General features: G+C 65.0%; 13 protein-coding genes. 5 read left to right on the top strand and 8 right to left on the bottom strand.

All coding sequences use genetic code 11. The features are described 5' to 3' along the window. Positions 1-28 precede the first annotated feature (28 nt). Positions 29-1,483 carry a PLP-dependent aminotransferase family protein gene (locus QXZ85_RS06075; protein ID WP_316173246.1) on the bottom strand — a complete coding sequence of 485 codons (1,455 nt, stop codon included), beginning with the start codon at positions 1,481-1,483 and terminating at the stop codon, positions 29-31. A gap of 65 nt (positions 1,484-1,548) precedes the next feature. Here QXZ85_RS06075 and QXZ85_RS06080 point away from each other — a divergent pair, with 65 nt between their 5' ends. After that, entirely contained in the window at positions 1,549-2,271 is a 723-nt protein-coding gene (locus QXZ85_RS06080; protein ID WP_315701199.1) for a pyridoxamine 5'-phosphate oxidase family protein, read from the top strand. Between the two features lie 88 nt (positions 2,272-2,359). On the opposite strand, the gene QXZ85_RS06085 is transcribed toward QXZ85_RS06080, so the two are convergent. From QXZ85_RS06085 to QXZ85_RS06115, 7 genes are all read right to left on the bottom strand, one after another. After that, entirely contained in the window at positions 2,360-4,189 is a 1,830-nt protein-coding gene (locus QXZ85_RS06085; protein ID WP_315701201.1) for a CocE/NonD family hydrolase, read from the bottom strand. A 4-nt stretch (positions 4,190-4,193) separates the two neighbouring features. Continuing rightward, complete coding sequence (locus QXZ85_RS06090) at positions 4,194-5,207, bottom strand: CobW family GTP-binding protein (RefSeq protein ID WP_315701202.1); 1,014 nt, start codon at positions 5,205-5,207, stop codon at positions 4,194-4,196. Continuing rightward, positions 5,204-6,814, bottom strand: a complete 1,611-nt coding sequence (locus QXZ85_RS06095) for an amidohydrolase family protein (protein WP_315701203.1) — start codon at positions 6,812-6,814, stop codon at positions 5,204-5,206. Before QXZ85_RS06095 ends, QXZ85_RS06090 begins: the two co-directional genes overlap by 4 nt. 131 nt (positions 6,815-6,945) lie before the next feature. Further along, positions 6,946-7,776, bottom strand: coding sequence for an ABC transporter permease (locus QXZ85_RS06100; RefSeq protein WP_315701204.1), 831 nt, complete (start codon positions 7,774-7,776; stop codon positions 6,946-6,948). 16 nt (positions 7,777-7,792) lie between these two features. Continuing rightward, complete coding sequence (locus QXZ85_RS06105) at positions 7,793-8,821, bottom strand: extracellular solute-binding protein (protein WP_315701205.1); 1,029 nt, start codon at positions 8,819-8,821, stop codon at positions 7,793-7,795. A 13-nt stretch (positions 8,822-8,834) separates the two neighbouring features. Then, entirely contained in the window at positions 8,835-9,899 is a 1,065-nt protein-coding gene (locus QXZ85_RS06110) for an ABC transporter ATP-binding protein (protein ID WP_315701206.1), read from the bottom strand. Then, positions 9,899-10,723, bottom strand: coding sequence for an ABC transporter permease (locus QXZ85_RS06115; RefSeq protein ID WP_315701207.1), 825 nt, complete (start codon positions 10,721-10,723; stop codon positions 9,899-9,901). Before QXZ85_RS06115 ends, QXZ85_RS06110 begins: the two co-directional genes overlap by 1 nt. 395 nt (positions 10,724-11,118) lie before the next feature. Here QXZ85_RS06115 and QXZ85_RS06120 point away from each other — a divergent pair, with 395 nt between their 5' ends. From QXZ85_RS06120 to QXZ85_RS06135, 4 genes are all read left to right on the top strand, one after another. Next, on the top strand, positions 11,119-12,009 hold the full coding sequence (locus tag QXZ85_RS06120) for an ABC transporter substrate-binding protein (RefSeq protein WP_316168274.1): 891 nt from the start codon (positions 11,119-11,121) through the stop codon (positions 12,007-12,009). A gap of 219 nt (positions 12,010-12,228) precedes the next feature. Continuing rightward, the gene (locus QXZ85_RS06125) at positions 12,229-13,857 is read left to right on the top strand and encodes an amino acid ABC transporter permease/ATP-binding protein (RefSeq protein WP_315807003.1); all 1,629 of its coding nucleotides are present in this window, start codon (positions 12,229-12,231) and stop codon (positions 13,855-13,857) included. A 232-nt stretch (positions 13,858-14,089) separates the two neighbouring features. Beyond that, on the top strand, positions 14,090-15,331 hold the full coding sequence (locus QXZ85_RS06130; protein ID WP_315767197.1) for an acetamidase/formamidase family protein: 1,242 nt from the start codon (positions 14,090-14,092) through the stop codon (positions 15,329-15,331). Between the two features lie 203 nt (positions 15,332-15,534). Next, positions 15,535-17,868 carry an acetamidase/formamidase family protein gene (locus QXZ85_RS06135; protein ID WP_316168273.1) on the top strand — a complete coding sequence of 778 codons (2,334 nt, stop codon included), beginning with the start codon at positions 15,535-15,537 and terminating at the stop codon, positions 17,866-17,868. Positions 17,869-17,991 lie beyond the last annotated feature (123 nt).

Here is a 17,991-nt window from a genome sequence, read left to right on the forward strand (position 1 = left end):
CGCGCCGAAAAAGCGAAATTTTCGCCGACTATTTTTTTTGATCGCCCCGGCGATCGCGCTCGTGCAGCCTGTCGTGCGCGGCGCGCCCGAGCCGCCTGGCCGCAGCGATGAGATCGCTGACTGCAAAGCCGGAGTAGCCGAGGATGAACCCGTCCGGGCCGCGCTGCACGATGCGTGCGTCCGACAGCAACCTGCTCTCGATCCCCGCACGCTCGCGGATCAGCCGCGCCGCGTCCTTGGGCGCGCCAGGCGGCAACGTGGCGAGCAGATGCAGGCCTTGAGCCGGCGCCGACAGATGCAGGCAGCCTTTGGCCGAGCGTTCCAACGCCTCGGCGACCGCGTCGCGCGCCTGGCGATAGCGCAGGCGCATGCGCCGCATATGCGCTGCGATCTCGCCATCGGCCATCAGGTCGGCGAGCGCATCCTGCATGAAGCGCGGCGGAAAGCGATCGTGCGAGGCGCGCGCGGCGACCACGCGCGGCACGACCGCTGGCGGCAGCACCAGATAAGCGAGCCTGAGACCCGCGAACAAGGTCTTGCTGAAGGTGCCGATATAGATCACGCGTTCGCCGCCGATACCGGCCAACGCCGTGAGTGGCGGGCCGGCAAAGCGGTACTCGCTGTCGTAATCGTCCTCGAAGATGAACGCATCGGTCGCTTGCGCCCAGCTAAGCAGCGCAACCCGTCGCGCCATGCTCATCGCGACTCCGGTCGGGAACTGATGCGACGGCGTCACGTAAGCCGCCCTTGCATCGGCCTTCTTGCCGGCGGCGACCACGATGCCTTCGCCGTCGACCGGCACCGGCACCAGCTTCATGCCGGATGCGCGCAAGGTGTTACGCGACGCATAATAGCCGGGGTCCTCGAACCAGACGGGATCGCCCGGCCTCAGCAGCGCCTCGACGCAGAGCCGCAAGCCCTGCTGCGTGCCGCACACGATCAGGATGCAGCTCGGGTCACAGCGGATGCCGCGATTGGCCGCAAGATAATGGGCGATCTGCGTACGAAGATGCAGGCTGCCGCACGGATCGCCATAGCCGAGTTCATCGCTTGAGGCCTGCGCAATGCGGCGGCGGCTCGCAGCGGCAAGCCGCTTCAACAACGGAGCGTCCACGAGCGTGAAGCCGAGCGCGAACGGACGGTGCGGCGTGGTCTGGACGGCGAAGTCTGCCGCTGGAGCCGCCGGTGGCGGCGCCGGCAGCTGCGCCGCGACATAGGTGCCGGCGCCGTGCCGCGCTTCAGCCAGCCCGTCGGAGAGCAACTGTTCATACGCCGCAACGATGGCATTACGGCGCACGCCGAGTTGCTCGGCCAACGCCCGTGTCGACGGCAGGCGCAAGCCCGGCGCCAGCAGCCCGTCGACGATGGCGGTGCGCAGCGCCGCGTGCACCTGCTGCGGCTGATTGCGCAAGGCGCGGTCGAGCCGGATCGGCAGGGCCAGAACGTCGTCCCGGCGTTTCGAAGTGGTTGCTAAGTTTGGCATCAAAGTGGAACTCGCGGCAACCACTTTGCCATGGCATGGACGATCATCCAACAGGAGAAAGTCCCATGTCCGAGCAGGCCGCGGCCAGCTATCCCGTCGACGAGACCAACCGCGTCAAGCGCCGCCACGACCGTGGCCGCTATGACTACGCCACCGTCCACGCCCTGCTCGATTCCGCCGCGCTGTGCCATGTCGCCTATGTCATCGACGGCCGGCCCTATTGCACACCGACGCTCTATTGGCGCGAAGGGACCACGCTGTACTGGCACGGCTCCAGCGCCAGCCGCATGCTGCGCAATCTTTCGGAGGGGCAGCCAGCCTGCCTCACGGTCACCCATCTCGACAGCCTGGTGCTGGCGCGCAGCGGTTTTCACCATTCGGCCGACTACCGCGCGGTGATGGCGTTCGGCCACGCGAAGCTGATCGAGGACCAGGCCGAGAAAGCACGTGCCCTCACCATGATGGTCGATCGCTTCTTCCCTGGCCGCACCGCAACCTTGCGCCCGACCACGGAGCAGGAGCTCAAAGCGACCGCCGTTGTCGCGATGGAAATCGAGAAGGCCTCGGCGAAGATCCGCTCCGCCGGCATCATCGATGACGAGGAAGACTATGCGCTGCCGATCCATGCCGAACGCATTCCCGTGCGCACCGTGCTCGGCGCGCCCGAGCCGTGCGACCGCCTGCTGCCCGGCGTGGAGCGCCCAGCGACACTTGCAAGCTACAGCGCGGGTCGGCTGCTCGAGCAGGCGCTCATGGACGCTTATGCGATGAGCTATCCGGAGCGGTAGTCTATCATTCGCCAGAATGCGACGCTCGTCACCTCCCCCACTTGCGGAGGAGGTGACGCACTGACAACGCGGCAACAGACCGGCTTCGTCACACCGCAACCAACGGCAGCTCGATCGCGGACGCGTTGTCGCCGCCACGCATCAGCGTGATCAGCGGCGGACGGCCATGCGGCACCTGGCCGCAATGATCATCGTCATGGCCCGCGATGGAGATGCGGATGCGGCTGCCTCTCGCGAATTGCCAAGCAACGGGAAGCAGCGGCACGCGGATACGTTCGAACTGTCCCGGGATCAGCGGCATGGCATCGCCCCGAGCAAAGCTGCGGAATGGCCATGCTGTGCGATAATTGTCCGGCGCTTCACTCTCTTTGCGATGGAGCGCACGCAGCAGGCCTTCGGTGACATAGCGCTCGGTGCCGTCGGCCTCGATCTCGGTGAGATAGACGAACAGTGCGAGATCCGGTTCGCCCGAGGCAAGCCAGAGCTCCGCAAGCCCGTGCCCGGCGAGCTCCATCGCCGACGGCAAGGGCGCGCCGGTGTAGCTCAGCATCGCCTCGGTCCGCCCCTGCCAGTCCGCGTAATAGTCCCGGCTGTCGATACCCGCGATGCGCTCATAGCGGGTGTTGTTGCCGGTGCCGCGGCTGAAATCGACCCGATATCGATCTTCGCCCGCTTGCGGCGCGGCCTCGGCAAGCGCTCCATCGGACGCCAGATACAACCGCTGTCGCGCCATGACCGGGGGCCATTGATGCGCGGCGCGCCAGCGCTCCGCATGCACCGCGTAATAATGGATCGGCGCCTCGTCGATCAGCCCGGTGTCATAGCCGAGCAGATAGGTGTCGAAGAAGCGCAGCACTTCGCCGAGCAGCGGAAAGCCCGGCTCGACCGACGTGCGCCACGGCGAGATATCGATGCGGGCGCCGTGATCCCACGGGCCCAGCAACAGATGCCGCGGATTGTCCTGCAGGGTGAGATACCGCGCGATGGCGCCATTGGCATAACCGGCGCCGTCGAACCAGCCGGACACCGACAGGATCGCGACGTCCGGCCTGATGCCGTCAGACACCGCATAGGGACTGAACGAGGCCGAGCTGAAGGTGGGATCGTAAGGCAGCCCCTCCTCGCGAAACCTGAACTCGGCCATGAAATCGGTCTGGCGGAAATTGCCGAGATGCTCTGTGATCGCCGCGTTCAGCAGCACGCCATCTGGGTCTTCATCGACCGGTTGGGGCCCTTCGAAGTCCGGATTGGCGAAATAGGAAAACTGACGGAGAACGTCGCGCCGATCGTGATCGAGCCCGACCATCAGTTCGTCATAGACCTTGGTCAGCGATTTCAGCTGAATGCCGCCAGGGAAGTAATTGTCGGCGTAGGTGTCCCAGACCGAGCACAACGGCGCGATCGCCTTCACCGCAGGATGTCCGGTGCTGGCGAGGAAATCGGCGGCAGCCCCGAGATAAGAGATGCCGGTAGCCCCGATTGCGCCATTCGACCAGGACTGCGCAACGACCCACTCGGCGATCTCGCGGCTGTCCTCACGCTCCCTGGGGGAGCGGAAGCTGTCGCGCGTGCCGAAGCTGGCGCCGGTGCCGCGTACATCCACGACGACGACAGCGTAACCGCGCGGCACGAAGTAGTCGCGAAACTTGCCGGTGTTGGGATTGACCTCGCCGCTGCCCCCCGGCCTGAGCTTGAAGCGACGATAGTAGGGGGTGAAGAACAGCAGCGTCGGGAAACGGCCCGGACCGGCACCATCCTTCGGCTGTGGCACGTAGGCATCGACGGCGATGCGGCAGCCGTCGTGCATCGTCACGTAGCAAGAGGACGGCTGAGTCAGCCGATAGTCGACTGGCCGCGCCGCCACATAGTCGGCCGGCGGCACCCGCCAGGCCGACGCGGTCGTGTCGGTCCCACTCATCTGCTCAGCTCACCCATTCCGCTTTGATTGTGGGCGCATCCAGCGCGGTCTCCGGCTGCCGCCAAGTGTAGGTGAACAGACCCGCTGGCGCGACCTGCTCGATCTCAACCCGCGCGACATCACGCGCGATCACCACGATGAAGGGCTGCGGCGGATTCTCAGCAGAGAGCTGGCGCGGGGGCGAGAACACCGTGCCGACACTCTCGATCAGGAGCGGTCGCGGCGCCTCGTGAACCCCGACCAGCCCCTTGATGCGGAGCAGGCGTTCGCCAAGCGCGCCGGCAAGGTTATCGAGCCAGGCAGCGAGATCGGAATAAGCGAGTCCGCCCGCCGGCCGCGCCAGACATAACGCCAGCCGCGGATGCGCCGATGTCAGCATCGGCGCCGGTTCGCGCAACGGCAGCGCCGCCATCAGCGGCGCGAAGGCGATCTTCACGGCCAAGGCGCGATCGGCGGTCACAACCACCTCGGCGACCGGATTGATGCTGGCGATCGCGTCCGGCGCTTTGGCCAAGCCTTCTGATCCGAGCAGGTCGGCCTTGGTCGCGACGATGCGGTGCGACGCCGCCCATTGCGCCGCCGCCTCCTCGAAGGCAGCCACCGCCGCGCCCCGCGTGAGATCGTAGGTGCCGATCACGGCGACGCGCATCCGATGCTCGGCCAAGGTCGCGAGCTGGCGCAACACCGGACCCGGCATCGACAGGCCGGACGTCTCCAGGATGATTCGCCGCAACGGCCCCGCGCCTGCAGGGCGCGGCGCCATGATCAGGCGGTCGATCGTGAATGCAAGGTCGGAGCCGATCTGGCAGCAGACGCAGCCGTTGGAGAGCATGGCCATCGGCACATCGTCCCCGCTCTCGCGCAGGATCACGCCGTCGAGCCCGATCTCGCCGACCTCGTTGACGATCACGGCGGTGTCGGCCGCTGCCGCCCCCAGCAGGAGATCGCGCAGCAGCGAGGTCTTGCCCGAGCCGAGAAAGCCGGTCAGGACGAAGAAGTCGATGATGTCAGCGCTCATGGCGCCGCGGCATCCTTGGCTGCGTACTTCTCCGGGACGTCGCTTTCCCAGCTCGCCTTGACCAGTTCGCGCACGTCGGCCAGCAGTTCCTCGGTGTCGTAGATGATGCCGTCCTTGATCGTGTATTTCAGACCACGATGCCATTCGACCGCGTTGGAGGCATCATTGAAGCGCATCGCGCCGGTGCCGTAGAGCAGCTTGAAATCGGTCAGAGGGTTGTGGTCGTGCACCAGCATGTCGGCGCGCATGCCGATGTCGATGGTGCCGATCTCGTCCTGGAGACCGCACAGCGCCGCGCCTTGCGATGTCGCCGAGCGGATCACCTCCAGCGGATGGAAGCCGGCCTCCTGCAGCAGCTCCAGTTCGCGCACATAGCCGAAGCCGAAAATCTGGTAGATGAAGCCGGAATCGGAGCCGGTGCAGACCCGGCCACCTCGGTTCTTGTATTCATTGATGAAGGCCATCCAGAGCCGGTAATTCTCCTTCCACTCGATCTCGTTCTGGGTCGACCAGCGATACCAGTAGGAGCCGTGGCCGCCGCGCTGCGGGGTGAAGTAGTCCCACATCGACTTCCAGGTGTAATCCTTGTGCCAATAGGCCTGACGCGCGCGCATCAAATCGCGGTTGGCGTCATAGATCGTGAATGTCGGAACGAAGGTGAAGCCGAGCTCCAGGAACTGCTCCAGCACCTCATTCCACTTCGCCGAGCCGGGTTCGGCGCCCTGCCGGAACATCTGGCCCGACACCGAGAAGCGGAAATATTCGTCGGTGTAGTTGTAGTCGAGCGGGAAGTTCTGGATCACGCGATCCTCGAACAGCGCCTCCGGCAGGCCGTAATAGTGCTCGGCGCTGGTCAGGCCCCAGCGCGCGGTGGTCAACGCGTTCATGCGCGACACCGCCATCTGCGCGTGATGGCATCCGGCGCGCAGGCCGAGCTTCTTGCACTCGTCGAGCGCCGCCTCCATGATCGCCGGCGGCGCGCCGAAGAACTTGATGCCGTCCGCGCCGCGCGCCTTCACGTCGCGCAGCCAGGCGCGGCCCTGCTCCGGCGTATAAATCGTCTTGACCATGTCGTTGACGGCCGGGAAATAGGCGTAGGCCAACAGCCGCGGCGCCGCGATCGTGTTCGCCTGGGCGCGCTCGCGCTGGTCGATCATCCAGGACAGCCCGTTCATCGAGCCCATCTCGCGGACCGTGGTGACGCCATGCGCCAGCCACAGCTTGTAGACATAATCGACCGGCGGCACCCAGCCGTTCGCCGAATGATAGGCGACGCCGGCATGGGCGTGGCAATCGACGAAGCCCGGCGTCACCCATTTGCCGCGGCAGTCGATCTCATGATCGGCCGGCTGGCCTGAACCGGCGTCGTAGCCATAGCCGACCACCTTCTTGATGCTGACGATGCGGCCGTTCTCGACGACGATGTCGACGGGACCGATCGGCGGCGCGCCGGTGCCGTCAATCACCGTGGCCCCGCGCAGCGCCAGCCGCCTGAACGGACCCGTGCCGCGATCGCGCGAGGTCGCCTTCGGCACGATCGGCACTTCACCCTTGTTCCTGATATGCGCGAGTTCGTCGCCCGGAAGGATGTCGGCCTGTTCAGTCATGCTCTCGTTTCCTTGTATTCCAATCAGTTGTCGTCATAGCGAGCGAAGTGAAGCAATCCAGAGTCGGAAAGCAGGTCTGGATTGCTTCGTCGCTGACGCTCCTCGCAATGACGGCAATCATTATCATCGCCCTACGCCGTCCTGTACCGTCGCGCGAAAGCGACGCTGCCAAACACCGTGAATGCCATCGTCACCGCCAGCAGCATGAAGGCGAGCGCGGCTCCCATCGGCCAATTGTTGCCACGCACGAACTGGTCGTAGACGGCCGGAGCCATCATCTTGAATTTGGGACCGCCGAGAAGCACCGCTGTTGCATAGGTGTTCATGCAAAGCACGAACACCAGGATCGAGCCCGCCGCGACACCCGGCGCGGACAGCGGCAAGATGACCCTCCAGAACACGCGCGCTCCGGAGGCGCCGAGATTGGCGGCCGCATCCTCGAGATCGTGCGGAATGCTTTCGATCACGGATGCGATGGTCAGGATCATGTAAGGAAGCACCACCGCGATGATGCCGAGGATGACCGCCTTCGGCGTGTACATGATCTCCAATGGCTCGGAGATCAGGCCGACTTTTTCCAGCGCGGTGTTGAGCAGGCCGTCACGCGAGAACAACGCCATCCATCCGGCCGAGCGCACGACGTTGCCGACCAGCAGCGGAAACAGCGTCGCGATCACCACGAAACTCTTCCAGCGGCTCTCGATGCGGCCGAGCCAGTAGGCCGCCGGAAAGGCGAGCACAAGCGTCAGCAGGGTGCAAAGCAGCGCGATGCCGAGCGTCGAGACGATGATCTGCTGGTAATACGGGTCGGTCGCGGCCTTGATATAATTCTCGGGCGTGAAGGCCTGCACCATCAGCTGGGTCGGACTGAACTGGTTGAGCGAGATCCGAAACATCAGGATCATCGGCCCGACCAGCAGGGCCAGCACCAGCAGACAGGCGGGAACCACCAGCAGCGCCATCATCGAGCCCCTAGATCTAGCCCTTGAAGTCCTTGTTCCAGAAGTCCTGCGTACGCTGGGTGCGGCCAGCGGCGTAGGCATAGTCCGGCTTCAACAGACGGGCGCGCTCGGCCTCGTTGAGGCTGACCTGCTTGGCGAGATCCTCCGACAGCACCGCATCCGACACGGTGGGCACGTAGCCCATCTTGTCGCAGAACGCGACCTGGGCCTTGGCGTCCAGCATGGCATCGAGGTAGGCGAAGCCGCCCGGCTTGTTCCTGGCGTTCTTCGGCACCGAGGCCTGGAATACGATCGCCGGCGCGCCTTCCTTGGCGACCACGTGGTTCAAGGGAATGCCGGCCTTCTTCCACTGGAAGCCGCGGGCAAGCCACATCGTGGTCAGCCACACCTCCTCCGACTTCAGCGCCGCCGCCAACGCCTCGTTCGACGGATAGATCTTCACGTCGAGCGAGCGCCATTCCATCAGCTTCTTCTCGGCCGGGTCGAGATTGGACGGGCCGCCGCCGCCGGCCAGCGCTGCAGCCAGCGTGTTGTTGGGATAAAGGATGTCGGCGAGGCCGACCCGGCCGCGCCATTTCGGATCCCACAGGTCGGCGAAGGATTGCGGCGGTGTCTTCACCAGGTTGGTGTTGTAGAGGATGACCTGCGCGGAATAGATGTGCGGGATCGCGATCTCGCTCTTCAGCTCCGGAAACACCTTGTCGAGCCGCGTCACCTGTTTGGCGTCGACCGGATCGAACGTGCCCGATTGCGCAACGATGTACATGTCGCCGTCGGAGAGACACGCAACATCCATCGAGCCACGCCGGCTCTGTCGCTCGGCGAGCAGCTTGGTCTTGCGCGGATCATTGTTGGCAATGTCCTGTACGATCTCGTAGCCCTTCGGCACCAGGATCGGCTTGTCGATGATATCGCTCAGCAGCTGCCCATAGTCGCCGCCCCAGGTGCCGACCACGACCTGGCCACCTTCGGCGCGCGCAGGGAAAGCGGAGGCCAACGCCGCAGCGCCGGCGGTTGCAGAGAGAAAATGGCGTCGCGAAATCATGATGACCTCTCACTCATGCTGATGTTTGCGGGACAAGGCGCGGAGCCTTGTGGTCCCATTGCAGGGACACGAAGTCGTCGGGCCTGAGCGCAGCGAGCGGCTCACCGGCACTCGGTGTCTGGCGGACCACCACCAGGGTCTCATCGCCTACTGCGATCACATATTCGGTCTGCGGGCCCATATAGGTGACGGCCTGCAATCGCCCCTGCAGCCCTGCGGTCGCATCCACCTGCAGCACGATGCGCTCCGGCCGCAGCGCAAAGGCAGTCGCATCCTTGCATTCATCCGCAGCCGAGTCGACCGGCAGCAGCAGGCCGCCCTCGGTGCGGAAGTGAGAGGCGTCTTCGCGGCGGCCGAGCAGGATGTTGCAGCGCCCGACGAAGTCCGCGACGAAGGCGTCGCTCGGCGTGTCGTACAGCTGTTGCGGCGTGCCGATCTGGCGCACCCGGCCGCCCTCCATGACGACGAGGCGATCGGCCATGGTCAGCGCCTCCTCGCGATCATGCGTGACCATCAAGGTGGTCAGGCCCAGGCGCTGCTGCAGCGCGCGGATCTCCAGCCGCACCTCGCTGCGCAATTTGGCATCGAGATTGGACAGAGGCTCGTCGAGCAGGAAGATGCGCGGGTTGATCACCAGCGCCCGCGCCAACGCCACGCGTTGCTGCTGGCCGCCGGAGAGCTGACGCGGCAAGCGATCGGCAAGATGCGACAGCCGCACGAGCCTGAGCGCCTCGTCGATCCTCGCCTTGCGCTCCGCTGCATTCAGCCCGCGCATTTCGAGTCCGAAGCCGACATTGTCGGCCGTCGTCATGTGCGGAAACAGCGCGTAGGACTGGAACACCATGCCGGTGCCGCGCTTGTGGGCCGGCAACCTCGTGACATCCTCGGCGTCGAACAGCACGCGGCCACCGGTTGGCGGCAGGAAGCCCGCGACCATCCGCAAGGTGGTGGTCTTGCCGCAGCCGGAGGGGCCGAGCAGCGCAACCAGTTCGCCCTGCTGGATCGTGAGATCGAGTTCGTCGACCGCGACCGAGGTGCCGAAGCGCTTGCTCAATTTTTCAAGAGACAGCCGCGACATCAAACGACCCGGGAGAGTTTGACGAAGCGGTCGGTCACCAGCATCAGCAGGCCAACCAGAGTGATCTGGACGGTCGCCACCGCAGCCAGGGTGGGATCGATCCGGAATTCGAGATAGTTCAGCATCGCGACGGGAAGCGTGATCCGACCGGGGCCGACGAGCAGCATCGAGAGGTCGAGATTCTCGAAGCTCTGGATGAAGGAAAACATCGCCGCGGCGACGATGCCCGGCCGCATCATCGGCAAGGTGATGCGGCGAAACACGGTGAACGGACCAGCGCCGAGATTGGCGGCCGCCTCTTCAGCTCTGCGGTCGAGCCCTTGCAGGCTCGCTACCACAAGACGCACGGTCCAGGGGATTGCGAGCAGCGAGTGCGCCACCACCAGCCCTTCGGTGGTCGCCTTGATATCGCGGTCAAAAAAATCCTCGGCCAGCACGTAGAGCATATAGAGGCCGGAGCCGGCGACCACGCCGGGCACGGCGAGCGGCGCCAGGAGGAAGGAGCTCAAGGCCTGGCGTCCCGGGAACTCGCCGCGCACGATGGCGAGCGCGGCAGCCGTGCCGATCGGCACGCCGATCGCCGCCGCCAAGAGGGCGACCTGGAAACTCGTGAGCAGGCCGCGCAGGAATTCGGGCTTGTCCCATGCGTTGGCGTACCATTTCAGGGAGAGCGCCGGCGGCGGGAAACTGATCAGCTCCTGCGCAAAGAAGCTCGTGACCACGATCATCACGACGGGCGCGAAGATGATGAGATAGGCGAGGACGATCAGAGTCCGCATCAGGACTCGGCCAAACGACAGCTGTTCCGTCAAACGGAACATCATTGCAGATACCTAACCAACGAGATCGCCCCATACACTCGACGTCGAATGGCGGCACAGTAGTCGGCCGCAACGCGCCAGCCAAGCCCACGGCGCAAGGTCTCGCGATGCACACTTGCATAGCCTCAGCGGGCACGCGGCAATGATCAGTAGGCGTAAGTCCGCGACGCTTCACCTCAGACACGAGCGCTGACCAATGTCCGGGTCGGACTGACGCGGATAGTTTTTGGGCAAGCTCTGCTCAATCTCTGACCTACAGCGATGCAACTTATTGTGCGCCTACGGACAAGTTTTCCGTGCGCACGCACACCTAAGCTTGCCTTCGAGCTTGGACCGCGGCGGCGGCATCACAGCACCGCCGGACCACGCAACCATCACCGTTCGAAGGAGCTGGCAACATGCAGAATTGGCTATTCACCAAGGCGCGGCGCGCGTGTCTTGCCGCGTTCGGCGCCGTGATCGCGGCGGGACTGTTGGCGCCTGTCGGCGTGCAGGCCGCGACGCCCGCGGGCTGCGCGACGCTGCAGGACAAATTTCCGGACTGGAAAGGCAAGACGCTGGTCAACGCGATCAACCCGCACACGCCGGGTTATGAATCGATCGATCCCAAGGATCCCGGCAAATATGTCGGCTTCGACATCGATCTCGGTGAAGCCATCGGCGACTGCCTCGGCTTCAAGCTGACCTACAAGCCGGTGACCTTCGCAGCGCTCTTGACCACGCTCGCGAGCGGCCAGGCCGACATCGTGATCTCCGATATCTACGCCACCAAGGAGCGGGCCAAGGCCGCCGACTTCATCACCTATTCGAAAGTGTTCGACGGCGTGCTGGTCGCCAAGGGCAATCCGAAGGGCATTCACGGCATCGACATGACCTTGTGCGGCGCGGCCGCCGCGGAAAATACCGGCTTCGTCGAGGTGCCGCTGGTGCAGGACATGGGACCGAAGTGCAAGGCAGCCGGCAAGCCGGAACCGACGCTGCAGCTCTACGACAACAACGCCAACTGTATCCAGGCGATCCTGGCCGGACGCGCCGATACCTACATCAACGACGTCAACACGGTGGACCAGGCCGTGAAGGCCTATCCCGACAAGCTCGAGAAGGCGATCGCGGTGACGATCCCCTATTCGGTCGGCATCGCCGTGCCAAAGGACAAGCCGAAATTCCGTGATGCTGTGCTCGCCGCGCTGATCGAGGTGCAGAAGGCCGGCATTCACCAGGAGCTGTTGAAGAAGTGGGAGCTCGATCCCGCCAACTTCAAGGAGCCGGATATCCTCCAGGCGGATTGAGCGTTCGTACGATTTGCTCCCATGAGCGTCCCCCGCCGATTCCCCTTCTCCCCTTGGGAGAGGGGGAAGAACCTCGGCCATAGAAACAGGGAATTCGTCATTGCGAGGAGCGAAGCGACGAAGCAATCCAGCCTTTTTCGGTTCTGGATTGCTTCGCTTCGCTCGCAATGACGGCTCGCCGAACCAACCTAGCCGCAACTCGTCAGGCCTTCTTCACCGATGTCCCTGTTCCTGCACTATCTCAGCCTGCCATACCTGCTCCAGGGCATCGAGCTGACCCTGCAGGTCACGGCGCTCGGGCTGATCGGCGGCTTGATGCTCGGCGTGATCATCGCGGCCATGCAGCTCAGCCGCTTCTGGCCGCTCGCCGCACTGGCGCGCGGATACACCGTGATCTTCCGCGGCACGCCGCTGATCCTGCAGATGGTGTTCGCCTACGACGCGCTCCCGCATATCGGCATCAAGCTGCCGGCGGTACTGGCCGCCGGACTTGCGCTCGCCTGCAACGAAGCCCCTTTCATCGCCGAAATGCTGCGTGCCGGCGTGCTTGGCGTCGATCGCGGCCAGCTGCTTGCGGGACAGGCGCTGGGCATGACGCCGGCAGTCCTGATGCGGCGGATCATCGCCCCGCAGGCGATCCGCACCATGATCCCCGCCTTCGGCAACGAAGCGGTGAGTGCGCTGAAGAACTCCTCGCTCGCCTCGGTGATCGCGGTGCAGGAGCTGACGCTGCGCTCGACCCAGCTCGCCTCCTCCACCTTCGATTTCTTTTCGATCTTCTTCGCCTCCGGCCTGCTCTATCTCGTGCTGACCGGCGCGGTCAGCGTGGTCCAGCTCGGATTGGAATGGCTGCTCGATCTCGATCGCAGCACGAAGCAGCGCCGGCTCGCGGACTATCTGCCGTGGCGCCGCATCGATCTCGCGACCAAGCTGGCGTTGGCCGAGACAACCGGCCCCGCGACCGACACCGCGGCGCCCGAACCGGCCGAGCTGAAGGAGACGCCGCCGCTCGCGCTCACCAGCGAGGACCGCGCCAGGCGCGCCGCCACCATCGCCCGCAACAACATCGCGGTCGAGGTCAAGGATCTGCGCAAGAGCTATGACGGCCACGCCGTCCTCGACGGCCTCGATCTCACCGTGCGCATCGGCGAAGTGGTCGCGCTGCTCGGCCCCAGCGGCTCGGGCAAGAGCACCCTGCTCCGCTGCATCAATCATCTGGAGAACTGGGATTCCGGCTTGGTGCGCGTCGGCGGCAAGCGCCTCGGTCACGGTGAAGACGGCCGGGCTCTGTCACCGCGCGCGATCGCCAACGAGCGCGCCAATGTCGGCGTCGGCATGGTGTTCCAACAATTCAACCTGTTCGCCCATCTCTCGGCGAAGGAGAACATCGCCGGTCCCTTGCGCTGGGTTCACGGCATGGGACGTTTCGAAGCCGATCGCCGGGCAACGGAGCTTCTCGACCGCGTCGGCCTCAGCCATCGCGCCAACGCATTGCCTCGGCATCTGTCCGGCGGCCAGCAGCAGCGCGTCGCGATCGCCCGTGCGCTTGCGCCCAATCCCAGCGTGCTGTTGTTGGACGAGCCGACCTCGGCGCTCGACCCCGAGCTCGTCAACGAGGTGCTGGAGGTGATCCGCCGGCTCGCGATCGACGACGGGCTGACCATGATCATCTCCACGCATCAGATTCGCTTTGCTGACGAGGTCGCTGACCGCGTGGCCTTCCTCACCGGCGGGGTGATCCTGGAGGAAGGCCCGGCGCACGAGGTGTTGTCCAACCCGCGCCACCCGCTGACCGCGCGCTTCCTCTCTGTGATGGATGCGGAGCGGCAGAAGGAGTCCGTGCGATGATATCCCATACAGCAAGGCGAACGGCTCTGGCAGTAAACGCCGCAGCGGCATCCTTTGCGTGGCCATCCTTGGAGACGCCCACCTGCGGCGGGCTCCTCAGGATGAGGACCTTTTACGCAGCAACACGTCAGACCCTCATGGTGAGGAGGCGCGCAGAGCCGTCTCGAACCATGAGGCCAGGACCAGATCCAATCCGAACTCTTCCCAGATCTGTGCGCAAAGAGGCCCTTGCATGAGACATCATCTGCTGCCGGTTTCGTCCAAAACCGTTCATTGGGGCTATTTCAGCAAAGTGGTTGCCCCGGCCCTGACGCTGCGCTCCGGCGATCGCGCCACCATCGAGACTCTGACGCATCATGCCAATGACGACTACGAGCGCATGATCAAGGACGATCCCGGCGCCGAGAGCGTGTTCGCCTGGACGCGCGAGCACAAGGCGGTCGCGCGCCGCGGCGCGGGGCCCACCGAAGGTCCGTTCGTCCGTGGCTCCGGCGAAGGCCTCGGCGTCCACCTGCTCACCGGCCCCGTGGCGATCGAAGGCGCCGAGCCCGGCGATGTGCTGGAAGTGCGCATCCTCGACATCCGGCCGCGGCCGAGCCAATGCGGCTGCCACGCCGGAAAATGCTTCGGCTCCAATGTCGCGGCGAACTGGGGCTTCCACTATCACGACCTGATCGAGGAGCCGAAGCCGCGCGAGGTGATCACCATCTTCGAGCTCGACACCGCGGGCGAGCCTCATGCCAAGGCGGTGTATAACTATGTGTGGACGCCGCAGACCGACCCCGACGGCATCGTGCACGCGACCATCGATTATCCCGGGGTGCGTGTCGATCACGCCACGATCGCCAAACGCGAGAACATCCTGCCCGGCATCAAGGTGCCGGCGCGGCTGCATTTCGGCACGATGGGGCTTGCGCCGACGGAAGCCGATTTCGTCTCCTCGATTCCGCCCGGCTATACCGGCGGCAATATCGACGACTGGCGCATCGGCAAGGGCGCGCGGATCTATTACCCGGTGGCCGTGCCCGGCGCCTTCTTCTCGGTCGGCGATCCGCATGCCGCGCAGGGCGACAGCGAGCTCGGCGGCACCGCCATCGAGACATCATTGACCGGCGACTTCGAGTTCATCCTTCACAAGAACAACGAGCTCGGCGGCACGCCGCTCGAAGGCCTCACCCATCCTCTGCTTGAAACCGATCAGGCCTGGTCGGTGTACGGCTTTACCTATCCGAACTATCTCGCCGAGCTCGGCGCCAACGCGCAAACCGACATTGCCAATCACTCCAGCCTCGACCGCGCGATGCGTGATGCCTTCCGCAAGCTGCGCCGGTTCCTGATGACGGTGCATCATCTGAGCGAGGATGAAGCGATCTCGCTGATGTCGGTCGGTGCCGATTTTGGCGTCACCCAGGTGGTCGATGCCAATTGGGGCGTTCACGGCACCATCCGGAAGAACGTCTTCCGGTGTGAGTAGGATCGGATCCGCCGCCAAAGAATGCGGTGCGCTCCCTCCCCCCTTGGGGGGGAACAGACCGCCCGCGGCGATCGCACTGGACACAATGAGTCATTGAGAGACGATTGAACGTCACACGCGTCGATAGGCCGCCGCTCCAGCGCCCAATGGTGAAGCTCATCTGGCACGGTGGTTGCTTGACCCTGGGGGTGTCGAGCAGTCCCATGAGTTTTCGCCCTTTCACCAGCGAATCCTATGCACAGGACGATCGTCCTGAAGCGTGGCGCGACGTCCTGAACGCGATCGGGCTGCAGCCCGCGTCGAACGCCTCCTTCTATGACGGCCACGCGACCGCATCGCATCGCAATGCCCCCGGCCTCGCGCTGACGCGGCTTGCGGCGGGACCGCAGGCCGTCGCACCACTCGCGCAGCCGCACGAGGATCTGCCGATCGCACTTCTTCCGATCGAGGATGGGGCCGTTCTCAAGAGCAAGGACGGCCACCGCATCGTACCCGCCGGGCATCTCGTGCTGCTGCCGCGTGCGAGCGAATGGAGCATCGCGTTTCAGCGCGACCTGCGCGCGCTTGCCCTGTCAGTGACGTCAGAAGCCCTGCATGGCCGTATCGGCGGCAAGCTCAAGCTCGCCAGACCCCAAGTGATCCAGCCGAACGGCTTGGCGGATGTGTTCTGCCGCACGCTGGAGGCGGCGGCACGATCGCTCGAAGGCTTGAGCGATGCCGAATGGAGCACCGTCGCGCAATCCCTGATCGACCTGCTGCTCACATTGGCCCATCAGCAGGCGGCCCCCATCAATGATGGCTGCAGCAGCGCGGCGCAGGCCGCGACCTTGCATCGGATCTGCCAGACCATCGAGCGGCGGCTCGACGATGCCGAGTTGACGCCGGCACGCGTTGCGCAGGCGGAAGGCATTTCCGAGCGTTACCTGCAGAAGCTGTTCGAAGGCGCCGGCGACAATTTCAGCCATTATGTCCGCGAACGGCGGCTGCAGCGCGCGCTGGCCGATCTCTCCAATCCCGCCGAAGCCAGCCATTCAATCTCCGAGATCGCCTATCGCTACGGCTTTGCCGATTCCGCGCATTTCAGCCGCAGCTTCCGCCAGCGCTTCGGCCTGTCACCGCGTGAATTCCGACAGCAGAAGGCAGAGCAAGGATCGGCGGCGGCACCGCGCGGACAGCGCGGCTGGCCGCTCGCGGCGCTGGCGCAGGCGCGCGCCCCGCAAACTTCGCTTGGCGCCAGGGTCGAAACGAACTTGCCGGCGCCGGCCAACGATCGTGACAGGCAAGCGGCGCATGCCCATCATCTCTCGGTCGCCGCCGACCGCGTGCATTGGGGCTATTTCAGCCGTTCCTTGCCGCCGCTTCTCGAGATCGCCTCGGGCGACACCATCACGATCGAGACGCTGACCCAGCACGCCTCCGATGATCCCGAGCGGATGATCGTGGGCGATGCCGACGCGGAGAGCGTGTTCGGCTGGACGAGAGAGAAGAAGAATGTCGATCGCCGCGGCGCCGGCCCGATGGACGCCAGCGTATTCGGCCGTGGCGCCGGCGAGGGCTTTGGCGTGCATATCTGCACCGGCCCCGTCGCGATCAAGGACGCACAGCCGGGCGACGTGCTGGAGGTGCGGGTCGTCGACATCGTGCCGCGACCGAGCCGCAGTCCGGCCTATGCGGGGCGCGTGTTCGGCTCCAGCGTCGCCGCCTGGTGGGGCTATCATTACAATGAGTTCTTGGGCGGGCCGACGCCGCGCGAGGCGGTGACGATCTACGAGATCTTCGCCGACGATTCCGAGCCGCATGCACGCGCCCTCTATTCCTATCGTTGGGAGCCACAGACCGATCCGTTCGGCGTCGTGCACGCGACCTACGACTATCCCGGCATCCCCATTGCGCCCGGTAGCGTCAAGCGCCGCCACGGCGTGCTCGACGGCATCCGGATTCCGCTGCGGCCACATTTCGGCGTCATCGCCGTCGCCCCGCGCGAGGTCGACTTCGTCGATTCGATTCCGCCCTCCTATTTCGGCGGCAATCTCGACAATTGGCGGCTCGGCAAGGGCGCGGCCGTCTATCTGCCGGTCGCAGTCCCCGGCGCGTTGCTCTCGGTCGGCGATCCCCATGCGACCCAGGGCGACGGCGAACTCTCCGGCACCGCGATCGAGTGCTCGATGACCGGCACCTTTCAGGTGATTTTGCACAAGAAGGGCCAGCTCGCCGGCAAGCCGTTTGCCGATCTCAGCTATCCGTTGATCGAGACCGCCACCGATTGGGTGCTGACGGGTTTCAGTCACCCGAACTATCTCGCCGAGTTCGGCGCGCAGGGGCAGAGCGAGGTCTACGCGACCTCCTCGCTCGACCTCGCAATGAAGGACGCGTTCCGCAAGATGCGCCGGTTCCTGATGCAGAGCAAAGGTCTCAGCGAGGACGAGGCGATCGCCTTGATGTCAGCCGCCGTCGACTTCGGCGTGACGCAGGTGGTCGACGGCAATTGGGGCGTGCACGCGATCCTGAGCAAACGGCTGTTCGGGGACGGAAGCTGATTTCCACTCAACTCGCAGGGTGGGCAAAGCAAGCGTGCCCACCGCTGAGCGACGACACTGGGAGGGTGGGCACGCGCCGCCTCGCGTCGCTTCGCTCACCCCACAGAATCAATCACGGAAAGG

Source organism: Bradyrhizobium sp. SZCCHNGR1005 (assembly GCF_032489995.1).
In the GTDB taxonomy this organism is placed as follows: domain Bacteria; phylum Pseudomonadota; class Alphaproteobacteria; order Rhizobiales; family Xanthobacteraceae; genus Bradyrhizobium.

Coding starts and splice junctions, on each gene's coding strand:
- QXZ85_RS06075 (WP_316173246.1), bottom strand. CDS start 1,483: ATGCCAAACTTAGCAACCACTTCGAAACGCCGGGACGACGTTCTGGCC.
- QXZ85_RS06080 (WP_315701199.1), top strand. CDS start 1,549: ATGTCCGAGCAGGCCGCGGCCAGCTATCCCGTCGACGAGACCAACCGC.
- QXZ85_RS06085 (WP_315701201.1), bottom strand. CDS start 4,189: ATGAGTGGGACCGACACGACCGCGTCGGCCTGGCGGGTGCCGCCGGCC.
- QXZ85_RS06090 (WP_315701202.1), bottom strand. CDS start 5,207: ATGAGCGCTGACATCATCGACTTCTTCGTCCTGACCGGCTTTCTCGGC.
- QXZ85_RS06095 (WP_315701203.1), bottom strand. CDS start 6,814: ATGACTGAACAGGCCGACATCCTTCCGGGCGACGAACTCGCGCATATC.
- QXZ85_RS06100 (WP_315701204.1), bottom strand. CDS start 7,776: ATGGCGCTGCTGGTGGTTCCCGCCTGTCTGCTGGTGCTGGCCCTGCTG.
- QXZ85_RS06105 (WP_315701205.1), bottom strand. CDS start 8,821: ATGATTTCGCGACGCCATTTTCTCTCTGCAACCGCCGGCGCTGCGGCG.
- QXZ85_RS06110 (WP_315701206.1), bottom strand. CDS start 9,899: ATGTCGCGGCTGTCTCTTGAAAAATTGAGCAAGCGCTTCGGCACCTCG.
- QXZ85_RS06115 (WP_315701207.1), bottom strand. CDS start 10,723: ATGATGTTCCGTTTGACGGAACAGCTGTCGTTTGGCCGAGTCCTGATG.
- QXZ85_RS06120 (WP_316168274.1), top strand. CDS start 11,119: ATGCAGAATTGGCTATTCACCAAGGCGCGGCGCGCGTGTCTTGCCGCG.
- QXZ85_RS06125 (WP_315807003.1), top strand. CDS start 12,229: ATGTCCCTGTTCCTGCACTATCTCAGCCTGCCATACCTGCTCCAGGGC.
- QXZ85_RS06130 (WP_315767197.1), top strand. CDS start 14,090: ATGAGACATCATCTGCTGCCGGTTTCGTCCAAAACCGTTCATTGGGGC.
- QXZ85_RS06135 (WP_316168273.1), top strand. CDS start 15,535: ATGAGTTTTCGCCCTTTCACCAGCGAATCCTATGCACAGGACGATCGT.